Annotated in this window: 19 protein-coding genes and 2 pseudogenes; 15 read left to right on the forward strand and 6 right to left on the reverse strand. The window is 56.2% G+C overall.

The window, feature by feature from the left end; translation table 11 throughout:
- Positions 1–518: 518 nt before the first annotated feature.
- Positions 519–1,139: a Uma2 family endonuclease gene (locus tag H6F57_RS00800; RefSeq protein WP_199289561.1), complete on the forward strand. Its 621-nt coding sequence runs from the start codon at positions 519–521 to the stop codon at positions 1,137–1,139.
- A 67-nt stretch (positions 1,140–1,206) separates the two neighbouring features.
- Here H6F57_RS00800 and H6F57_RS00805 read toward each other — a convergent pair whose 3' ends face one another.
- The 3 genes from H6F57_RS00805 to vapB form a co-directional block, all read right to left on the reverse strand.
- Positions 1,207–3,267: a prolyl oligopeptidase family serine peptidase gene (locus tag H6F57_RS00805; RefSeq protein ID WP_190625428.1), complete on the reverse strand. Its 2,061-nt coding sequence runs from the start codon at positions 3,265–3,267 to the stop codon at positions 1,207–1,209.
- Between the two features lie 98 nt (positions 3,268–3,365).
- Positions 3,366–3,776: a type II toxin-antitoxin system VapC family toxin gene (locus H6F57_RS00810; RefSeq protein ID WP_190625429.1), complete on the reverse strand. Its 411-nt coding sequence runs from the start codon at positions 3,774–3,776 to the stop codon at positions 3,366–3,368.
- Entirely contained in the window at positions 3,773–4,006 is a 234-nt protein-coding gene (gene vapB, locus H6F57_RS00815) for a type II toxin-antitoxin system VapB family antitoxin (RefSeq protein WP_190625430.1), read from the reverse strand. The genes H6F57_RS00810 and vapB overlap by 4 nt, the downstream gene beginning before the upstream one ends.
- A 136-nt stretch (positions 4,007–4,142) precedes the next feature.
- Here vapB and ligA point away from each other — a divergent pair, with 136 nt between their 5' ends.
- From ligA to H6F57_RS00840, 5 genes are all read left to right on the forward strand, one after another.
- Positions 4,143–6,194 carry an NAD-dependent DNA ligase LigA gene (gene ligA, locus H6F57_RS00820; protein WP_190625470.1) on the forward strand — a complete coding sequence of 684 codons (2,052 nt, stop codon included), beginning with the start codon at positions 4,143–4,145 and terminating at the stop codon, positions 6,192–6,194.
- 333 nt (positions 6,195–6,527) lie between these two features.
- Positions 6,528–7,784, forward strand: a complete 1,257-nt coding sequence (locus H6F57_RS00825; RefSeq protein WP_190625431.1) for an EAL domain-containing protein — start codon at positions 6,528–6,530, stop codon at positions 7,782–7,784.
- A gap of 318 nt (positions 7,785–8,102) precedes the next feature.
- Entirely contained in the window at positions 8,103–10,010 is a 1,908-nt protein-coding gene (gene glmS / locus H6F57_RS00830; RefSeq protein WP_190625432.1) for a glutamine--fructose-6-phosphate transaminase (isomerizing), read from the forward strand.
- A 251-nt stretch (positions 10,011–10,261) separates the two neighbouring features.
- Complete coding sequence (locus H6F57_RS00835; RefSeq protein ID WP_190625433.1) at positions 10,262–10,831, forward strand: hypothetical protein; 570 nt, start codon at positions 10,262–10,264, stop codon at positions 10,829–10,831.
- Positions 10,832–10,849: 18 nt separating this feature from the next.
- Positions 10,850–11,803, forward strand: coding sequence for an HNH endonuclease (locus tag H6F57_RS00840; RefSeq protein WP_190625434.1), 954 nt, complete (start codon positions 10,850–10,852; stop codon positions 11,801–11,803).
- 26 nt (positions 11,804–11,829) lie between these two features.
- Here H6F57_RS00840 and H6F57_RS00845 read toward each other — a convergent pair whose 3' ends face one another.
- A complete protein-coding gene (locus H6F57_RS00845) occupies positions 11,830–12,057 on the reverse strand; it encodes a helix-turn-helix transcriptional regulator (RefSeq protein ID WP_190625435.1) in 228 nt (75 codons plus the stop codon).
- 107 nt (positions 12,058–12,164) lie between these two features.
- Here H6F57_RS00845 and H6F57_RS00850 point away from each other — a divergent pair, with 107 nt between their 5' ends.
- The 7 genes and pseudogenes from H6F57_RS00850 to dndE all read left to right on the forward strand — a co-directional run bounded on the left by H6F57_RS00850 (position 12,165) and on the right by dndE (position 16,235).
- Positions 12,165–12,473 (forward strand): hypothetical protein, encoded by a 309-nt coding sequence (locus H6F57_RS00850; protein WP_190625436.1) that lies wholly within the window; start codon positions 12,165–12,167, stop codon positions 12,471–12,473.
- An 85-nt stretch (positions 12,474–12,558) separates the two neighbouring features.
- Positions 12,559–12,915 (forward strand): nucleotidyltransferase domain-containing protein, encoded by a 357-nt coding sequence (locus H6F57_RS00855; protein WP_199289562.1) that lies wholly within the window; start codon positions 12,559–12,561, stop codon positions 12,913–12,915.
- Positions 12,905–13,249 (forward strand): HepT-like ribonuclease domain-containing protein, encoded by a 345-nt coding sequence (locus H6F57_RS00860; protein WP_190625437.1) that lies wholly within the window; start codon positions 12,905–12,907, stop codon positions 13,247–13,249. The genes H6F57_RS00855 and H6F57_RS00860 overlap by 11 nt, the downstream gene beginning before the upstream one ends.
- Positions 13,246–15,222, forward strand: a pseudogene (gene dndD / locus H6F57_RS27345) (DNA sulfur modification protein DndD). The gene H6F57_RS00860 and the pseudogene dndD overlap by 4 nt, the downstream one beginning before the upstream one ends.
- Before the next feature lie 6 nt (positions 15,223–15,228).
- Positions 15,229–15,528 (forward strand): nucleotidyltransferase domain-containing protein, encoded by a 300-nt coding sequence (locus tag H6F57_RS00870; protein ID WP_190625438.1) that lies wholly within the window; start codon positions 15,229–15,231, stop codon positions 15,526–15,528.
- Between the two features lie 12 nt (positions 15,529–15,540).
- The gene (locus H6F57_RS00875; protein ID WP_190625439.1) at positions 15,541–15,843 is read left to right on the forward strand and encodes a HepT-like ribonuclease domain-containing protein; all 303 of its coding nucleotides are present in this window, start codon (positions 15,541–15,543) and stop codon (positions 15,841–15,843) included.
- Between the two features lie 2 nt (positions 15,844–15,845).
- Positions 15,846–16,235, forward strand: coding sequence for a DNA sulfur modification protein DndE (gene dndE, locus H6F57_RS00880; protein ID WP_190625440.1), 390 nt, complete (start codon positions 15,846–15,848; stop codon positions 16,233–16,235).
- Here the strand turns inward: dndE and H6F57_RS00885 are convergent.
- Positions 16,225–17,427 carry a phosphoadenosine phosphosulfate reductase family protein gene (locus H6F57_RS00885; protein ID WP_190625441.1) on the reverse strand — a complete coding sequence of 401 codons (1,203 nt, stop codon included), beginning with the start codon at positions 17,425–17,427 and terminating at the stop codon, positions 16,225–16,227. The two genes, dndE and H6F57_RS00885, sit on opposite strands and share 11 nt — an antisense overlap.
- Positions 17,428–17,577: 150 nt before the next feature.
- Between H6F57_RS00885 and H6F57_RS00890 the strand changes: the two genes are divergently transcribed.
- Positions 17,578–19,605 carry a DNA phosphorothioation-associated putative methyltransferase gene (locus H6F57_RS00890; protein WP_190625442.1) on the forward strand — a complete coding sequence of 676 codons (2,028 nt, stop codon included), beginning with the start codon at positions 17,578–17,580 and terminating at the stop codon, positions 19,603–19,605.
- Here H6F57_RS00890 and H6F57_RS28200 read toward each other — a convergent pair.
- Positions 19,602–20,122, reverse strand: a pseudogene (locus H6F57_RS28200) (hypothetical protein). The gene H6F57_RS00890 and the pseudogene H6F57_RS28200 overlap by 4 nt on opposite strands.
- A gap of 449 nt (positions 20,123–20,571) precedes the next feature.
- Here H6F57_RS28200 and H6F57_RS00900 point away from each other — a divergent pair.
- Complete coding sequence (locus H6F57_RS00900; protein WP_190625443.1) at positions 20,572–20,742, forward strand: hypothetical protein; 171 nt, start codon at positions 20,572–20,574, stop codon at positions 20,740–20,742.
- The last annotated feature ends 29 nt before the right edge of the window (positions 20,743–20,771 follow it).

The following is a 20,771-nucleotide window of genomic DNA, read 5'->3' on the forward strand; positions in this document are numbered from 1 at the left end:
TTTTTGACGGCAATGGTAGAATGCGTGTTCCAGACTACTTCAGCAGCGGCTTGGTCAACCGGAAGTCAAGGGTTTCAGCGCTTGCTCGGAAAAGTATTCGGACTATTGACATAACGTATGACCATGCAATGAGTAGCGATGTTGCATGGTCTACGGCAGTAATTAGTAGAGTGCATCTGCGCAGCAGTGCACCATTATAAACATCTTTACCACAAACTCTCACTTGTGCATTTGTTAGAGTGCAGGCTGAGTGAAACGAAGTGTAACTCAACACCAAAGCGGAGAACATTGGATTCTGCGATCGCGCTATCCAACATACAACAGCCCTGCGCTTAGCCCGCTGGGTAGTCGCCCCGGTTTTGGCTGGGCTTGCAGATGGACTAGGACCTAGATGTCGCCGAAGATGAGATGGGCGATCGCCTCAAGCAGGAGGTTGTTGCGCTCGCCAACCAATCCTAATCACAGACTGTATCCCCAACCTCTCTCGCTATGATGGTCAATAGCACGTTGCTAAACCTATGACCCTTGCCAGCAGCCCTTCCCCCATTCGCGTTGAAACCGGCCACGGCGACATTCGCACCATTCAGCCGGGGCGCACCTGGGAGCAGTTTAAGCACCTGCAAAAAGGCTTTGAAAACACCCGTGGGCTCAGACTCTTCTATTACAACGGCACCATCGAAATCCTTATGCCTGGCGAAGCGCACGAACTCTTCAAAAGCGTGATTGGCTTTTTGATCGAGACTTTTCTGTTCAGTCGCGGCATTGAGTTTAAGCCCACCGGCTCCATGACCCAAGAGAAAGAAGGCATCGCCGCCGCCGAGGCCGACGAGTCGTATCAAATAGATGGCTACAGGCTCTCGGTCGAAGTTAATTTCACCAGCGGTGATGCCGCCAAGCTAGAGCGCTATCAAGCCCTAGGGGTCAATGAAGTCTGGATGTGGGAAGACGGCTCCCTAGTGGTTTACCACCGTCAGATTAGCCCCAGTGCCAGGGGTCACTACGAAGCTGTTGATCGAAGCGGCATCCCAGCCCTAGCCGAAATCGATCTCAACCTGCTATCAGCCTGCATTCTAATCGGAGAAACCTCCAGAATCCAGGTCGCTCAACGGTTGTTAGCGGCCCACCCGGCTAGGCAGTAGAGGAGGTACCAGGTATTGGGTGTCAGGTGTCAGGTACCCGACACCTGACACCCAATACCCGACACCCCTACCCCATCCCCAAATTCGCCGCCAAAAACGCCCACTTATCCGACACCTCTTCGATCACCTTCGCCGTCGGCTTGCCCGCCCCGTGGCCCGCCTTCGTCTCAATGCGAATCAGCACCGGAGCCTCCCCTCCGTGGGCTGCTTGCAGCGCCGCCGCAAACTTAAAGCTGTGGGCCGGCACCACGCGATCGTCGTGGTCGGCAGTAGAAATCAGCGTCGCCGGGTAGGCTGTCCCCGACTCCAAATTGTGCAGCGGCGAATAAGCATAGAGCACCCTAAACTCCTCCTCATTCTGAGGCGAGCCATAGTCCGACTCCCAGGCCCAGCCAATGGTGAACTGGTTAAACCGCAACATATCCATCACCCCCACCGCCGGTAGCGCCGCCGCAAAGAGATCTGGGCGCTGGGTCATGCAGGCCCCTACCAGCAGACCGCCGTTGCTGCCCCCCGCGATCGCCAGCTTTTCCGCCGACGTATAACCCTCAGCAATCAACCACTCCGCCGCCGCAATAAAGTCGTCGAACACATTCTGCTTATTCAGCTTCGTGCCGGCCAAGTGCCACTCTTCGCCGTACTCGCCGCCGCCGCGCAGGTTTGGCATCGCATAGACGCCGCCCATCTCCATCCACACCAGGTTGCTCACCGAAAACGACGGCGTCAGCGAAATGCTAAAGCCCCCGTAGCCATAGAGCAGCGTCGGGTTTTGCCCGTTCAGCTCAATCCCGGTTTTGTGGGTGATGAACATCGGCACGCGGGTGCCGTCTTTGCTGGTGTAAAACGCCTGGGTCGTGGTGTAAGCACTGGGGTCAAAATCGACCTTGGGCTGTCGGTAGAGGGTGCTTTCCCCCGTTACCATGTCGTAGCGATAGATCGTGGGTGGCACCGTAAAGCTGGTGAAGCTGTAGAAGGTTTCGCTATCTTCCCGCTTGCCGTCAAAGCCTCCCGCCGAGCCAATTCCCGGCAGCTCTACCTGCCGCACCAGCTCCCCAGAGAGCGAGAAAATACGAATCGTGGTGTAGGCATCCTTTAAATAATCCGCCACGAACTGGTGGTTGAGAATGCCGGCCCCCTCCAATGTGTTGTCGCTTTCGGGAATGATCTCTTGCCAGTGCGCCTTCTCTGGCTGGGCAATGTCGATCGCAATCAGCCGCCCCTTGGGTGCCTCCAGATCGGTCGTAAACCAGAACAGTGACCCCTCGTTATCCACAAAGCTGTAGTTGGCCTCAAACTCAGAGATTAGTTCTACTACAGGGCTTTCTGGATTGCTCAGGTCTTTGTAAAACAACAGGTTGTTGGGGTCAGACCCCTTCCACACCGAGATGATCAAATAGCGCCCGTCTTCGGTGACGCCGCCGCCAAAGCCCCACTCTTTTTGATCAGGGCGATCGTAGACCAACACATCCTCATTTTGGGGTGTGCCGATGCGATGGTAGTAAAGCTTTTGGTAGTAGTTGACAGCCTCTAGCTTGTTCGCCTCATCTGGCTCGTCGTAGCGGCTGTAAAAAAAGCCCTGGTGGTCGTGGCTCCACGATGCGCCGGAGAATTTCACCCACTTCAGCAGGTCGTCGGTGTCTTCGCCAGTCTCAATGTCGCGCACGCGCCACTCGACCCAGTCTGACCCCGCGCTCGACAGGCCGTAGGCCATGTATGCCCCGTTTTCACTCACCTCCATGCCGCTGAGCGAAACCGTGCCATCCTCCGACAGGGTGTTGGGGTCGAGCAGCATGCGGGGCTCGGCCTCCAGGCTGGGCAGGGTGTAGAGCACGCTCTGGTTTTGCAGGCCGTCATTCTTGAAGTAAAAATATCGCCCGCCCCGTTTGAAAGGGGTGCTGTAGCGCTCGTAGTTCCAGATCTGGGTGAGGCGATCGTTAATTTCCCCTCGGTTCGATAGCGTTTGCAGATAGCCATCGGTAACCGCATTTTGAGCCTCAATCCACTCCTGGCTGGCGGGCGATTGCGGGTCTTCGAGCCAGCGGTAGGGGTCGGGCACCGCCACGCCGTGGTAAGTATCGACCTGGTCGTGCTGGGGGCTGGGGGGGTAAGTGAGGGAGTTGGCAATCATAGGAGCTTGAGATAGACCAAGGGCTAGTAGTAACCCTAACAAGAAGCGTAGAAAATCGCGCACGCAATCATGCCTTCGTTAATTCAGGAATCCATTCTCTAGTCTTGGCTATCGACCCAATTTTCTAGAGCAATATTTGGATAGCTGCGAAAATCTTCTAGGTTATTGGTAACTAGGGTGAGATTGAGCCCAATAGCATGGCTGGCAATCAGCTTATCGAGGGCATCACTGCGGCGATCGCGGGTGGCAGCACGTACATCGGCATAGGCCGCCGCCGCCGCAGTGTCAAAGGCCACCACTGGAATCAACTCAACTAGAGCATTGAGTGCCTGCCGATTCTGCGATCGCGTCGCTTCTTGGCTAACGTGAACCCCGTATTCCAGTTCAGCCAGCGTAATCGATGAGATCACCACATCACCCTGACGACATTCTGCAAAACGTTTCGCTACAGAAGGCGGCTGGTGCTTCATCAAATAGATGCAGATATTGGTATCAAGCATATATTTCATAGCGTGTCTCGATCTTGATCGGCTTGCGCGGGGCGTCCCTCAGCCATAAAGTCTTCAGAAAAAGCGGCAAATTGTTCTAAAACATTAGTCAATGGTGCCCCCACCGGACGAATAATTAGAGTATCGCCTTGGCGTTCAATGTCGTATTCCACATCTAGTTGCTCAAACTGAAGTTCTTTGGGAATTCGCACCGCCTGGGAATTGCCGCTTTGAAAAACACGTGTGCGCATAGGTAAATCCCCGCCGCAGAGATGATGTATCTACAAGTGTATACACCTCTGTGCAGAGAGATAGGCGGTGAATGGTACCGCATTGAGTCCGTGGCAACGCTACACTAGCCACCGGGCGATTTTAGGAAACCGAGCTATGGGCGACAACGGCACCGACGAAACCACAGCGGCCAGGGTGCAGACGCTGCGATCGCAGCTGCAAGCCGCTAGCTACGCCTACTACGTGCTCGATGCCCCCGACCTGCCCGATGAGGTCTACGATCGCCTCTACCGCGAGCTGCAAGACCTCGAAGCCGCCCATCCTGAACTGGTCACCCCCGACAGCCCTACTCAGCGTGTGGGCGAACGGCCCGCCAGCCAGTTCACCTCCGTTCGCCACAACATCCCCCTCTACAGCCTAGAGAACGCCTTTGATTTGGCCGAGTTTCGCGCCTGGGAAGACCGCTGGCGCAGGCAGGCCCCCGACGCTGGCGAGGTTGAATATGTGGCTGAACTGAAAATTGACGGCAATGCCCTCGCTCTCACCTACGAAAATGGTCTACTGGTGCGCGGCGTCACCCGAGGCGACGGCACCGCTGGCGAAGACATCACCCCCAACGTGCGCACCATCCGCTCAGTTCCCCTGCGGCTGGCCATCGAGAACCCACCGCCGGTGGTCGAAGTGCGCGGCGAAGCCTTTCTACCGCTGGATGTGTTTGAGCAGATCAACGCCGACCGGGCCGAGCGCAGCGAAGCCCTCTTCGCCAACCCCCGCAACGCTGCCGCTGGCACCCTGCGCCAGCTCGACTCCCGCATTGTCGCCGCCCGCAAGCTCGACTTCTTTGCCTACACAGTTTATTTAGATCAATTTGATTCGGCGCAGATACAATCTGCGCCGAATCAAATCACAACCCAATGGGCCGCCCTCGAACTCCTCCAAGCCCTCGGCTTTCGCGTCAACCCCAACCGCCAGCTTTGCCAATCGGCTGACGATGTGCAGGCCTACTACGACGACTGGGCCACCCGACGCCTTCAGCTCTCGTACCTCACCGATGGCGTGGTGGTAAAGCTCAACGACTTTGCTCTACAACAGCGGCTAGGCTTTACCCAAAAGTTTCCTCGCTGGGCGGTGGCGCTGAAATATCCGGCTGAAGAAGCACCCACCATTCTCGAAGCCGTCAGCTTTCAGGTGGGGCGCACCGGGGCAGTGACTCCCGTGGCTGAGCTGCGCCCGGTGCAGCTGGCGGGCACCACCGTCGCCCGCGCCACCCTGCACAACGCCGATCGCCTCACCGAACTCGACATTCACCAGGGCGACACCGTGGTCGTGCGCAAAGCTGGAGAGATCATTCCCGAAGTGGTGCGGGTGCTGGCCGAGCTGCGAGCGGCGGGGGCGATCGCGAGCGCCATGCCCACCCACTGCCCCCAGTGCAGTAGCGCCCTGGTCAAGCCCGACGACGGGGCCGTGACCCGCTGCATCAATATCTCCTGCCCCGCGATCGTGCAGGGGGCGATCATCCACTGGGCCAGGCGTGATGCCCTCGATATTGAGGGGCTGGGCGAAAAGTGGGTAAAGCAGCTGGTAGAGCAGGGCCTCGTCCACTCTGTCGCCGACCTCTACGGCCTGACGGAAGCGGCGCTAGAACCCCTCGATCGCATGGGTAAGCGGCTAGCCGAAAAACTGGTAGGGGCGATCGCCGCCTCTAAAACTCGCCCTTGGGCCTCGGTGCTCTACGCCCTGGGCATTCGCCATGTGGGGGCCGTCAACGCCAAAACCCTGGCTCAGCATTTTTCTAGTGCCGCCGCCCTCGCCGCCGCTAGCCCCGAAAAAATCGAAACCGTCCACAGCATCGGCCCCGAAATTGCCCAGGCCGTCTACCAGTGGTTTCAGGTGCCCGCCAACCAAACCCTAATCGATCGCCTGCAACAAGCTGGCCTGCAACTGGCGGCTACTGAATTTGCAGAGGCGGCTGCGGCTGGCCCGCTAGCGGGCAAAACCTTCGTGCTCACTGGCACCCTGCCCACCCTGACCCGTCAGCAGGCCACCGACATCATCGAAGCTGCTAGCGGCAAAGTCACTAGCAGCGTCAGCAAAGCCACCGACTACCTGGTGGCGGGTGAAAAAGCCGGGTCAAAGCTGGCTAAAGCGGAGGGGCTAGGCGTTACCATTCTCAGCGAAGCCGACTTGTTAGCCCTAGGGGAAGCTTAGGTCGGTAGCCTGATTGCCATCGTCCGGGCCGTCAAACGCTCAGCGCCGGTGAAATATCTTTCCCTTTGTAGAAATCTAGGTGCCCCGATTGGCCGATAATACTGTCATCCTGATACAAAATAAGAAAACCCTTGACTTGCGGCTGTGGAATGGGGTTCTCGCTAGGGTTTAGGGCAAGCGTAGCGGCGATGCCCACCCCGGGGCTGGGCTTGACCGAACACTGATGCCTCTGGTCTGGCTGACCTGTTGGGTGATGCCTAGAACTATTTGAATCCGAAAATCGTCTGAAATACTTGAAATACAGCTGCGGATTGCTGTTTGGAGTGCCGCTCAATGCCTGGACAACCGAATCCGGATCCGGTAACTAACAAGTTATCGCTGATACCCTATGTCTTTTTGTCAGCGTCTAGTTCTGGAGAAGAATCGATCGATGAGGTCGTGCTCGATACCCTCTCCGCCATTCGCCTCTACCTCAATATGGAAGTGGCGTTTGTGGCTGAATTTGCGGGCGGTAGACGCCGATTTCGCTATGTGGATTCGTCGTTAGAGCACCCACCGATCGCCGTGGGTGACTCAGACCCGCTCGAAGAGAGCTACTGCCAGCGCGTTGTCGATGGTCGGCTGCCAGAGCTCATTCAAGATGCCTCGGCAATTCCGGCGGCGCTGGACCTGCCGGTCACCATGGACTTGCCTGTGGGAGCCCACCTCAGCGTGCCCATTCGCTTAGGGAACGGGCAAATCTACGGAACATTCTGCTGCTTTAGCACCCGGCCCGATTTTACGCTGGGCGATCGCGACCTGTCGATCATGCACCTGTTCGCCAATTTTGCCTCCCGCCAAATTTGTCGAGAGCTAACTACCCAGCGCACCAGCCAAGAGATGCTCCAGCGCCTGACCTCAGTGCTACAGGCTGAATCGTTTACCGTTGTCTACCAGCCAATTGTCGAACTCAGCGAAGACAAAATTGTCGGCTTTGAGGCGCTGACGCGGTTTTGGTCGATGCCTATTCGCAGCCCCGATGTGTGGTTTAACGAGGCCGCTGAGGTGGGCCTGAGCGAAGATCTGGAGATGGCGGCGATCGCCAAGGCCCTCAGGGGCTTTGACCACCTGCCCGACAATATTTATCTGTCTATCAACGTCTCGCCCAAAAACATCTTGAACGGCGCTATCCACCGCGCCCTTCAGGGGGCACCGCTCCGGCGCATTGTGCTAGAGGTGACTGAGCATGTGCCCATCCCCGACTATGCTCAGTTTGGCCAATCCCTAGCGCCCCTGCGCGATCGCGGCATTCGCCTCGCCATTGACGATGCCGGCTCTGGCTACGCGAGTTTCCTGCATATTCTCAAGCTCAAGCCAGAAATCATCAAGCTCGACATCGGCCTCATTCGCGGTATTGATACCGACCTTAATCGCCGAGCCCTAACCGCCGCCCTAGTCGGATTCGCCCAAGAAAGCAGCAGCAAACTCGTCGCCGAAGGGGTAGAGACAGCCCCCGAACTCGCCGCCCTCAAAGAGCTGCACGTCTCCATAGCGCAGGGGTACTTGCTCGGGCATCCCCTACCGATTAGCGAAACCGCCGCCCTGTTTTAGTGAGCCGACCCGCCGTTGAAGGTTAGGGCTGGGGCTAAGAGGTTTGAAATTGGGTGTTGCTTAACGCAAGCATGATCTGGCCCCCAGCCCCCCATCTTGGGGGAGCTAGAGTCTCAAAGTTCCCCAGATTTAGAGGATTTAAGGGGGCTAGACAGCTCTGAGCAGGCCACCCTGCCCCCTAATTTTTGAGGGTTCTGAAATGCCCTACCGATCTCACCCGCCGAGACAGCGTGTATTCTAGAGTGTCAAGTCTGACCCAAAACACCCGCCCGTAACCCAGGCAGTTAACCCCCGGCAGTTACCCAAGGAGACAACGCTATGTGTGGCATCGTGGGATACATTGGCACCCGGCCCGCCGCCGACATCTTAATGGATGGCCTGCGTAAACTTGAATATCGCGGCTACGACTCCGCCGGGCTCGCCACCGTGCTCGAAGGCGAGCTGCACTGCGTGCGCGCCAAGGGCAAACTGCAAAACCTGCAAGACAAGATCGACGGCGAAGAGAACCCTGCCCGCCTGGGCATTGGCCACACCCGCTGGGCCACCCACGGCAAACCTGAAGAATACAACGCCCACCCCCACCGCGACGGCAGCGGTCGTCTGGCCGTGGTGCAAAACGGCATCGTTGAAAACTACCGCGAGCTGCGCGAAACCCTCAAGGCTCTGGGCCACCAGTTTGTCTCAGACACCGACACCGAGGTGGTGCCCCACCTGATCGAGTCGCACCTGAGCCAGCTCAGCCCTGACGATACCCAGGGCCGATCGCTTCTGCTAGAAGCTGCCCGCCGCGCCTGTCAGCAGCTGCACGGGGCCTTTGCCCTGGCAATTATTTCCGCCGACTATCCCGATGAGCTGGTGGTGGTGCGTCAGCAGGCCCCGCTGGTGATTGGCTTTGGCCAGGGCGAGTTTTTCTGCGCCAGTGACACCCCGGCGATCGTGCCCTACACCCGCGCCGTGCTGCCCATGGAAAACGGGGAGTTGGCCAGTCTCACTCCCCTGGGGGTAGAGGTGTATAACTTTGCGGGCGATCGCCAGCGCAAGCACCCCATCACCCTGAACTGGAACCCCATCATGGTGGAGAAGCAGGGGTTCAAGCACTTCATGCTCAAGGAGATCTACGAGCAGCCCGGCGTGGTGCGCACTGCCCTCGAAACTTACATCAACAGCGCCTGGACGGTAGACAGCGCCAACAGGCCCCTGTCGCCCATTAATCTGGGCCTGCCCGACGCCCTGCTCGACGGCCTAGAGCACCTGCAAGTTGTGGCCTGCGGCACCAGCTGGCACGCCGCCTTGGTGGGCAAATACTTGATTGAAAACCTGGCCAACCTGCCGGTGATGGTGCAGTATGCCTCCGAGTTTCGCTACTCGCCGACGCCGCTGATTCCTAACACGCTGACCATTGGCGTCACCCAGTCGGGCGAAACCGCCGACACCCTGGCTGCCCTGGAGATGGAGCAAGAGCGGCGCGCTGTCCACCCCGACCCGCGCTTTGCCCCCCGCATGGTCGGCATCACCAACCGGCCCGAAAGCTCGCTGTCACGGTTGGTGCCCCACATCATCGACACCCACGCGGGCATTGAGATTGGGGTGGCGGCGACCAAAACCTTCACCGCCCAGGTGATGGCCTTTTACTTCTTGGCGATCGAGCTGGCCTACCGCCGTGAAACTCTGACGGGCGATCGCATCGAGGCCATTCTCAACGGTCTACACCAGCTGCCTGCATTCATTGAGCAGGTGCTCGAAAGCCAGGAGCGCTATATCGAAGAGCTGGCCCACGAGTTTAACGAAACCCAAGACTTTATCTTTTTGGGTCGGGGCATCAACTTCCCCATTGCCCTTGAGGGGGCGCTGAAGCTCAAAGAAATCAGCTACATCCACGCTGAGGGCTACCCGGCAGGCGAAATGAAGCACGGCCCGATCGCCCTGCTCGATGCCAAGGTGCCAGTGGTGGCGATCGCCATGCCCGGCAGCGTTTACGACAAGGTGCTCTCTAACGCTCAAGAGGCCAAGGCCCGCGACGCCCAGCTGATTGGCGTGGTGCCCATGAATGACACCGATGCCCAGGAAACCTTCGATCGCCTGCTGCCGGTGCCCGTGGTCGATGAGCTGCTGTCGCCGATTGTGGCGGTGATACCGCTGCAACTGCTGGCCTACCACATCGCCGCCCGGCGCGGTCTGGACGTCGATCAACCCCGCAATCTGGCCAAGAGTGTAACGGTGGAGTAGGGAAAGATCTAGCTGTAAAAGTTGTTGTGAAAAACGCAAATAAAGTTGTATACCGCCTTGAGGCTGGGGCGTTGTAGCTCTCGGGCACCAGGCTAGTATAGGACTTTATTTTTTTCGCCTTTGGGGGAGGGGACGAGATTACAAGGCTTTCAGCCGTTTTGAGTCTACGACTTTATTTGCGTTTTTCATGTAGTGTAAAACTTGCACCTACCACTTCATAGAATGATGGCGCAAAACCTTCTACTCATGGAATGCAGAACTCTATCGCAGAAATTGATGCGCTAACCTACTACGCAAAGAAATTTCAGCGGTTGCGGGTAGATCGTGCCCACGGAGTAGCCCCTCACAAGCCTATCTTGCTGTTAGCGGTGATGGAGCTATTCGAGCGCAATGCCATTGTAGAGAACCGTATTAACCTGTCGTCCCAACTAAACCACACTTTTCTTAAGTATTGGAGCTACCTAGGCTCAGCTAGTCATAACCCGGATATTGCGCGCCCCTACTTTCACATGAAAAGTGGTAAGTTTTGGCACTTGGTACCTAAATCGGGCTTTGAGGGAGTACTGGCGGCAAAAATTAAGCTCAAGACGCTGGCGGAGGTGCGGGAGGCGATCGCCTACGCCTATGTGGATGAAGACCTATTTGATTTTTGGCAAACGGCAACTTACCGAGAGAGCTTATTAGCCGTTTTGGTGGGCCGCTGGTTTTCGGGCCGACTAGCCGAGATTAAGGAAATTTCACTAACCGATGAATTTCAAGATCCACCAGGGTACTTTAAGGATGCCTATGCCAGGTATATAGACAGGCTAGAAGAAGCCTGACGCGAAGGATTACAGATTTTGGTTAAAGATTTAACCTACTATGCCAAAAAGTTTGCCAATCTACGGGTAGACCGGGCCAGGGGCACCGCTCCCCACAAGCCGATCTTGCTGCTAACGGTGCTTGACCTGTTTGAGAAGGGCTACATTGGTCGCAACGAGATTTACCTGTCGCCGGAACTGACGGCAAATTTCCTCAAGTTTTGGCATCAGTTTGTCGCTAGCGACCACCACTCGAATATCGCGCTGCCGTTTTTTCACCTGACGGGGGACAAGTTTTGGCACCTGATGCCGAACCCTGGTTTTGAAGCGGCGATACAAGCGAAGGTGAAGATTCGGACGCTGCCAGCGCTGCGATCGGCAGTGAAGTATGCCTACTTGGATGCAGAACTGTTTGCCCTGCTACAAGCGCCCCAGAGTCGCACGGAACTGACTACAATCCTGATTCAGGCGTGGTTTCCGGATAAGGGAGGTGAGATTGCCGAGTCATTTAAGTACGACGAGTTTGAAGCTATACAGCAATCCCTGTTTGATTCTGGTGGCGCTGTTTACAGCGTTGAAGAGCTAAAAGATGAAGATCGAATATTTGCTCGAAATGGTGCTTTCCGTAGAACGATAGTCAAAATTTATAATCACCGCTGTGCTTTTTGTAGAGTGAGAGTAATTGGCCAAGGCAATCTTGACTTGGTTGATGGGGCACACATAAAGCCTTTCTCGACCTTCAGAAATGATTTATTTGTTAACGGATTATCATTATGCAAAAATCACCACTGGGCATTTGACAGAGGTTGGTTTGGAGTCAATGAGAATTATCACATCCTAATTCCAGGTGGTCGCTTTACCGAGGAAGAAGCAATAAAGAGTCGGGGAATGAAAGATTTTGATAAAGAAACTATTGCCTTGCCAAATAATACAGACTACTACCCAGACAAAGAAGCATTAAAGTGGCATATGGAATATTGGAAAATCTCTTGATTGCTAGAAGACAAAAGTACAAACACTCATACTTCATCACCCAAGTAAAGTGTAGAAAATGCTTTTGAGGCTTCAGGGTTAAGAGTCTTTAGTGCTCTAACAATTTCTACCACTGTTTCAGCCGTTGGGTCGCGCTTCTCATTCACCCAGCGGTAAACATTGTTGCGCTCCACATCCATAGCCACCGCCAAGGCAAACTGGCTGATGCTGTAATCCTCTAAAACCTGCTTGAGCGCTTTGCCTGCTTTTCCCATGCGTTCATGGTTTCAGAGTTTTACCCATTCAGACACATCCTAGTGGTTGACAGTCAACCACTAGGCAGGGTAGATTGCTTTCTAACGTCCTAGTGGTTGACAAGATTATGCAAGACCAACCCCCCACCGCCCGCTACAGTGCCCGCATCCTCAACCCCGATGCCAACGGCCCAGTCCACCTCGAACTCACCCTCAAACTCCACAGCTACCCCCACCCCGATCGCGAACCCGTCAAGATCCTCGTCATCGGCAGCAAAGAGTCTGTAAGCTCCATCGTCGTTGCCCTCCACCAGCTCGGCTTTGCCGAAATCTTCGAGTGGACAGACTTCCTCAGCGCCCCCAACGCCGATCGCCCGCTTCAGTTTCAACCCCATGAGGTGATGAAAGCGTTGGTAAAGTATTTGCCGAGGGAGTAAAGGGTGAAGGGTGGGGGGTGAAGGGTGGGAATGGGAGGGTAGGTAGGCCCGTTACAATGGGTACATCGCAAGGGCAACTTTGAGCATGGATCGAACTGACACAGCACCGCTGCCCGGTCTAGCAGGCTTGCCCGCCAGTAGCGCAATTATGGCCAAGCAGTCCGAAATCGCTGCCCTCTGTCGCCTCAACCAAGTCGCTCGGCTTGACCTCTTTGGTTCGGCCACGCAAACCACCTTTGACCCCGCCACCAGCGACTTTGATTTTGCAGTAGAGTTTGCCGTTGAAACCGCCGAGGGAGCAGCCGATCGCTTCTTTGGCCTCAAACAGGGCTTGAGCAATACCCTAGGCCGCACCGTCGATCTAGTGGACATCAAAGCCATTAAGAATCCATACTTTCTGCAAGCCATTGCTCCAAATCGTCTGACCATCTATGGATCTTGAAGTCCAAAAATATTTGTACGATATCCAGCAAGCTTGCCAGCTCATCAACCAGTTTGTGGCCGACCAGAGCTTTCAAAGCTACCGCGCCAACGATATCGTTCGTTCCGCCGTAGAGCGCCAGTTCATCACCGTTGGAGAAGCGTTGAATCAGACAATTAAGCGATCGCCTGACCTTGAACAGCACATTGCTGATGCCCGCAAAATCGTAGACTTTCGTAACCTCTTGACCCACAGCTACGGAGTGGTTTCAGACGCTGTCGTTTGGGATATCATCCAGACCAGTCTCCCCCAACTTATTAGAGACGTAGATAAGCTGATGGGGTCAGCCCTGTGATCTTTCAAACTCTGACGCTGCAAAACTTTGGCCCTTACGGTGGGCAGCACCGGCTCAACCTACGGCCCGACACCGTAGGCAACACCAACCGCCCTATCGTCCTCATCGGCGGCCTCAACGGCGGCGGCAAAACCACTCTGATGGATGCCCTGCGCCTAGTACTCTACGGCCAGCGAGCCCAATGCTCTACCCGTGGCAACCTCGCCTATGCCGACTTTCTCAACCAGTGCCGCAACCGCCACGCCGAGGCTGAGCCCACCCTGCTAGAGCTGGTGCTAGAGCACACCCTCAACAACGCCCCCCTGCCCACAGAATTTCGCATTCGGCGGCAGTGGGGACCGCTGCAAAAAAATGGCCGCGACACCCTAGAGGTCTACCAAGATGGCCAGCTCGCCGAAGACCTGATCAAAGGCTGGGACGAGCGCATTGAGGCCCTGCTGCCCCTAGGCATCTCTAACCTATTTTTGTTTGACGGCGAACAGGTAGCCGAGCTGGCCGAGCAGGATGAGCTGCCCCCTGGTGTAGTGCAAGCTATGCGATCGCTACTCGGCCTAGAGCTACCCGAACGCCTCGACGCCGACCTCGACGTGCTAATGACCCGCAAGCGCAAGCAGCTGGCCCAAGAAAAAGATCTGCAAAAAATTGAAGCGATCGAGGCCCAGCTCAACCAGCTCACCGAGCAAAAAGGCAGCGCCAAACAAGTGCTTGCATCCCTCACCAATAAAAAAGAATGGGCCGAGCACGAACTTCAGCAGGCCCAAGACAAGTTTTTGGCCGAGGGGGGCAAAATTGCTGCTGAACAAGCCCAGCTTGAAGCCAAACGCGCCCACTTGGCAACCGACCTTGACCACCAGCAGAGCCAACTTCGCGATTTGGCAGCGGGGGCGCTGCCCCTAGCCCTAATTGAGCCATTGCTGGCGACAGCCCAAACCCAAGCCCATGACGAAGTACGCCACCGGTAGTACGAGCTGGCCCACGACTTACTCACCGAGCAAAACCAGGCCCTGCTGGAGTTTGCCCAAACCTCACTGGGCCAAAAGTCGACCAAGCAGATTCAAACCTTTTTAGAAACCCGCCAGGCAAGCCTAGCCCAGCCTGAAACCGGCTTATACCTAGACGCTGAAAGCGCCCACCTGCACCAGCTAGAGCAAACCCTGGGCCAGACCCTACCCAATCAGCAGCGCCAGGCTAAAGCACACCTCAAAGCTTCTCAGCAGCGCCAGGCCGAGATTGAAGCTCTCGATCGCTACCTGGCCAGCTCTGCTACCGAAGAAATTTACGAAAAGCTATCTCAGCAGGTTAAGGCCGCCCAAACTAAGCTGGCCCAGCTCGCCACAGACTACGCCAAGGCCGAGCAGCAGCTGAACCAGGTAAACCAGGCCCTCGATCGCACCAAAAAAGATCTGCAAACCTATAGCCAGCTAGCTATCGACTTCAAGAACACTGACCACCTGCTCAAATCCGCCGCTAAGGTGAAGCAAACCCTAGCCCTGTTTAAGCAAAAGCTCAAGCTCCACAAGCTCAACCACCTAGAAGACTTGGTCACCAAGCACTTTCTCTATCTGCTGCGCAAACCCGACTTCGTCCACCGAGTGCAGATTGACACCGAAACCTTTCGCCTCGCCCTCTACGACCACGACGGCGAACGTTTACCCAAGCACCGGCTATCGGCGGGGGAAAAGCAGATTTTGGCGATCGCATTACTCTGGGGCCTGGCCAACGCCTCCGGTCGGCAGCTTCCCGTGGCGATCGACACGCCCCTGGGCAGGCTCGACTCTGAGCACCGCAACCACCTGGTCGATCGCTACTTTCCCCAGGCCAGCCACCAGGTCATTCTGCTTTCTACCGATACCGAAATTCGCGCCGAAGAGGTCGAGCGATTGCGCGGGGCCGGGGCAATTTCCCGTGAATACCGTTTGGAGTACGATCCAAAGCAGCGACAGACAGCGGTGGTATCAGGTTACTTTTGGTAGATAGTCATGCAAATTCAACTTCCCCAGGCCGCGCTTAGACAGTTCTGCCAACGCCACCACATTAAAAAGCTATCGGTGTTTGGATCTGTGCTGAGAGCAGACTTTAGCGCTGAGAGCGATGTCGACTTCCTGGTTGAATTTGAGCCCGATCATATTCCCGGCCTTATCCGTTTGGCGGGCCTAGAGCTAGAACTATCCAACCTGATTCATCGCGAGGCCGACCTGAGGACTTCCAAGGATCTAAGCCGATATTTTCGAGACAACGTTCTAAGCACTGCGGTAGTTCAGTATGACAGCGCTCAATGACGATATTCGCACATGCTAGATGCCGCTAACCAGGCGATCGCCTTCATGAAAGGCAGAAGCAAACTCTCCCTCGATGCCGATGCCATGCTGTTGCTTGCCGTGGTCAAAGCCATTGAAATTGTTGGTGAAGCTGCTGCCAAAATCACCAAAGAACGCCAAGCTGACATTCCTCAAATTCCCTGGCCCCAGATCATCAGCATGCGTAACCGCTTAACCCACGCCTATTTCGATATAGATACCGATGTTGTCTGGCAAACCGTAGTCGAAGACCTACCCGAGCTTATCCGAGAGCTTGAAACAGTAATACACAATTAGCTATGCAACCACCGACCGATCGTATCAAACTCTCCCAATCTGCCAAAGACCAGCTGATCAAGCTCAAGCGCGTCACCAAAATCCCCACCTGGAATGTGCTCTGTCGCTGGGCGCTGTGCCGCTCTCTAGCAGAACCGTCGATACCCTCACCCGTACCTATCCCCGCCGACAGCAACCTGGAGATGACCTGGCAGGTGTTTGGTGGCCCCATCGCCGACCAGCTGCTCATTGCCCTCAAGCAGCGCTGCCACCAAGATGGGCTAGGCACAGATTCAGAAACCCTAACAACACAGCTCCGACTGCACCTGCACCGAGGTATCGGCTACCTGGCAGGCGATCTAAATCTAAAATCGATTGAAGATTTTTGCCAACTTGCGTTGTCTAAGGACTGAAAAGTAACGGCTGTACGCTACCGTCTGACAAAATTTCTGGCAACCACTCATCGCCCCGGTGCTCGGTGCCGTCCCACTTTTCGGGCCAGGTCTCAGCGGTAATCAGCTCGTGAATGCGGGCCAGTTCTTCAGCGTTAATCAAACAAATATCCGGCTGTCCCATCAGCGCGGCTCCTGCATTAACCTCGGCTTCAATCCGCAGAATTTCCCCCAGCATCCATTCCCGTGTTTCTAAGGTCAGTGGCCCCAGGCGGCCCTGCTTCTTCGCCAAAGAGCCATCCTTCTTCACTTCCCCATGCTTGCGCAGCCGGTACTGGGGCTTTTTCACCTGCCAATACAGCGGGCGCAGCTGCCGCAGCGGGGCCAGGTAAGTCCACTTAGAGTTCGCCAACACCCGCTCCAGAGCGGCATCCTCCTGCACCAGCGGGCAGCCAATACAGCCTGTGCGGGCATTGATCGACTCTGTCTCACCCAGGTCATCTTGCGGGTCGTGGCCGTAGACCTCGGCAATATCAAAGGTGGGGTAGCCCAGCTCCACATCGGCTTGTACCAGCCAATCCCACACGTGGCAGATCCGCCAGTGCAGCAGCGGGGCTAACGTATCGGCCACGGCGTTAGAGGTGGTCTGCTGAAACCAGCCCTGGCCACACTCGCCCCCATCGCGGCTACAACTCATGGCAATGCGCTGGTCGCGGGCGGCAGATTCGCCTACGCGCACCCCCGTCAGCATCAAAAACTTTTCACCCCGCTCCTGACGCAGGGTTTCTAGCTCTCGCTCCATGCTCATCACCTTGAGCTTGGGCGTACACCAGCGGAAGGTATTCGACGGCGGCGGCACACCCCGCCCCAAAATATAGACAAAGTAGCGGTGATCGAGCTTGGGAAGCACCACGCGAGTATCAAAGCCCCGCTCTTTAAGTTTGTCTAGCAGCGCCATAGCAGCATTGTGCAGCGGCGGCAGCTCCTGGCGGGTATCGGCATAAAGTACAGTGACGCTCTCGGGTTGAGGCACTAGCCCCCGCTCGATTAAATCGGCAACTAATGTAACGGTGGCTGAAGAATCTTTACCGCCCGAGAACGCGATCGCCCAATGCTTATACAAAGAACCATAGTGGCGCAACGATTCTGCCGATAGCTCAATGCTGCGGTCGAGGGAGAGGCGATCGCTTTCAAATAAGCTGAGCGTTCTCATGTAGGCAAGTCGTCACAGTGGTGATGAGGTCTGGTAGCGTCATTCTAACGGCAAAGGAGTAGCCGACCGCTAGATATAGGATTTTTTTTTCAATCAGGTGGTCTGGGTCTAGGAAATGCCTGTTAGGGATGCCATACAAGTGTACTGAATATGACTCAAAGTGTTGATGTCACGCTGCAACTAACCACTAGCCTGCCCCACGCCGAGCTGGTGAAGCGTTGCCAGGGCAGCGCCATCGGCAAGTGTCTTCCCAATGCGTTTTACATCCACCAATCCGCTCTGCCATCCCTAGACAACGCCCTGCGGCACCAGGAGCTGTGCGCCCGCAACCTGCTGAAAAAGGAGATGCCCTTCACTTTAGTCAAGTTTCACTTCGATCATCCTAAACTTTCCTACCTCTACTACCCCGAGTTTGACACCGAACCCCACCCCCTGCTCCGCACCAGCACCATTGTCGATTGGGCCACGGGCACCGTCGAAACCCGCGACTACAGTGATGCTCCCAACCCGCCGCTGCTCCACCGCAAAGAAACCTTCATTACCGCTGACCATCTCCACTACAGCCGCTTCGCCCATTTGACCCAGCAGCAGGTCGCCATGGGCCTGCTAGACAACTCCCGCGAGATTGGCACCCAGCTCAACTGGGAACGCCGCCTCACCCAGCAGGGCATCGAAATTCACAACCATGCCCTCGCTTGTCCAATCAAGTCTGCTCAGCAGGCCAAGCCGAAGATTCAGCGGCATAAGGCTGCGATCGCTCGCGTCACCGCCTCCAAACCCGTCCGCCTCGCTGCTGAAGCTGGCCTTTTCCCCGCCGACACCACCTACTTCGACTACGGCTGCGGCCACGGGGCCGATATCGAATACATCCATCGCCTGGGTCTCACCAGTTCTGGCTGGGATCCCCACTTTCGCCCCAATATCCCTCACGCCTCCGCCGATGTGGTCAACTTGGGCTATGTGATCAACGTCATCGAAGACACCGCCGAGCGGCGCGAAGCCCTGATCAACGCCTGGGGCCTGGCCCAGAAAGTGCTGATCGTCGCTGCCCAGGTGCTGATTGACGATCGCACCCGAGGCGTCATCGCCTACGGCGACGGCATCATCACCAGCCGCAACACGTTCCAGAAGTACTACGAGCAAGAAGAACTCAAAGCCTACATCGACCAGGTGCTCGGGGTAGACGCTATCCCCATTGCCCTGGGCATCTACTTCGTCTTCCGCGACGAAGCCCAGGCAGAGGCCTTTCGCGCCTCCCGGTTCCGTTCCCGTGCCACCGCTCCCCGCATTTGCCTCAGGGTCAGCAAGTTTGAGGAATATCGCGATCAACTGCAACCGCTGATGGACTTCTACACCGATCGCGGTCGCCTGCCTTCGGTCGAGGAACTGGGCAGCGATACCCTTGAGCCCTTGCAAGATACCTTTGGCAGCATTCGACGGGCCTTCACTGTTGTCTTGCAAGCGACAGATGCGGGGGAATGGGATGCGATCGCCGACAAGCGCCGCAACGATCTGTTGGTCTATCTAGCCCTCAGCCACTTCGGCCACCGTTCGAAGTTTAAAGACCTCTCGCCCTCGGTGCAGGCCGATATCAAAGCCCTCTTCGGCAGCTATCAGCAAGCCTGCACAGCCGCCGACCTGATGCTCATGACCCTGGGTCGTACGGAGATGATTGAGCAGCGCTGTCGGCAGAGTCCCCTAGGACAGCAGCGCCCCAACTCTCTCTGGGTGCATGTCTCTGCTCTAGACCAGCTCGATCCGCTGCTGCGCCTCTACGAAGGCTGCGCTTCCCGCACCATCGGACGCCCCGAAGAAGCCACGGTGGTGAAGTTTCACGTCCAGAAACCGCAGATTACCTACCTGGCGTTTCCCAACTTCGACAAAGAGCCGCACCCAGCGTTGAAGGCCAGCATGGCGATCGCCCTTCAGGATCTCTATGTTCGCTACCGCGACTACGATCCCGACAACCCACCCTTACTCCACCAAAAAGACCAAACCCTTGCATCCGAATATCCCAGCTACGCCAAGTTCGCAAAGCTTAGCCAGCAAGAGCAAAAGTGGGGCCTGCTGGACGATGTGAAGGCGATTTTTGACCGCCGGGGCTGGGAGAAATGCTTGCTAGAGAACGGGGCAGAGCTGCGGGGACACCGGGTGGTGCGGCGAAAGGAGGTAAATTAAGCTCTAAATTTGGTAGGCGTCCCCTTTGAAGTAAATGCCCAGATATGCTGCTTATGCTGTGGGCCATAGCTGATGTGGATAGGTCGATTTGCTCCATAAAAATAGAGCGAGTCAAAGGGTAGTCCCTGGAACACAATCCAATCAACTAGGTCGTTGCTAGGCAGGTCGAGAATTCTGAAATCGCAGGCGGCACCCAGGCGATCGCAGTAATACCGCCCATTCCGATTCACCTCGTGGGCCATATGCCAATACCGTGCTTTTGACCTGTCACTGGGTCTTTCTTCGCCAGCCACCGCTTCAAATCCGACGAGCAAAAGCCGTATGTGAGCTGAAAGCGTTGGCACAGCCTCTCCGAAGGAGAATCGCGCCCAAACTCATCAATCACCGGGTCGACAATGTATTGACACAGCGCCTCTAAAGCTGGCGCCGTCTCATTCAGATTCTTGGGAAACGGGTCAATTTGCTCTGCGTACCGCTGATAGGTCTGGGTACAGGTGCAGAACTCCACTAGTGTCAAATATCTCCCTAGAGTGGCGTTGGCATGTCAAACCCACCCTTCCTACCAAGCAGAGGTTAGCAGCTTATCTTGCCGACTTTCAGGCGGTTCGCTTATAGAGCCCATTTGAGATCTTTTGGTGTTTACGCGAGAATTAGGAGAGCGTCTACTCTAGTGACCATGGCCTATTCAAACAGTCTGAGCGATGCTTCGTGGGAAATCCTTGAGGCTCTGTTGCCTGAGGTCTTTCCCACGAAGCAAAAGACTCGACCCCTGAAGTGGTGATATCGGGGCATTATCGGTGGGATCCTCTATCGCCTCAAGAACGGCTGTAATTGGGAAGACTTGACCCAAGACCTGCCGCCTTATTCAACTGTTTACTGGCACTACAAGCAGTGGCGGGAGGGGCACTGGTCAGTTAAAGTAGGAGGGCTTGAAAGCCTCTGAGATTGAGCAATTCGGACATCGCAATGGGGCGAGTCGTGAAGCCCATTGCCATCGCCAGTGCCCTGGTCACGCCAACTCCCGCTCGGTTCTTGGCCATCAGCTTTCAGGAGAAGGCGCGCATGATTAATCGTGGAGGCCGCTTGTTTACCCGTCGTCACCAATTGCTCAAGGTACTGTCGCTCGTCTGCGCTTAAACTCACATTGTACTTCTTGACCCCTCAAG

The organism is Leptolyngbya sp. FACHB-60 (genome assembly GCF_014695775.1).
Taxonomy (GTDB): Bacteria; Cyanobacteriota; Cyanobacteriia; order Phormidesmidales; family Phormidesmidaceae; genus Nodosilinea.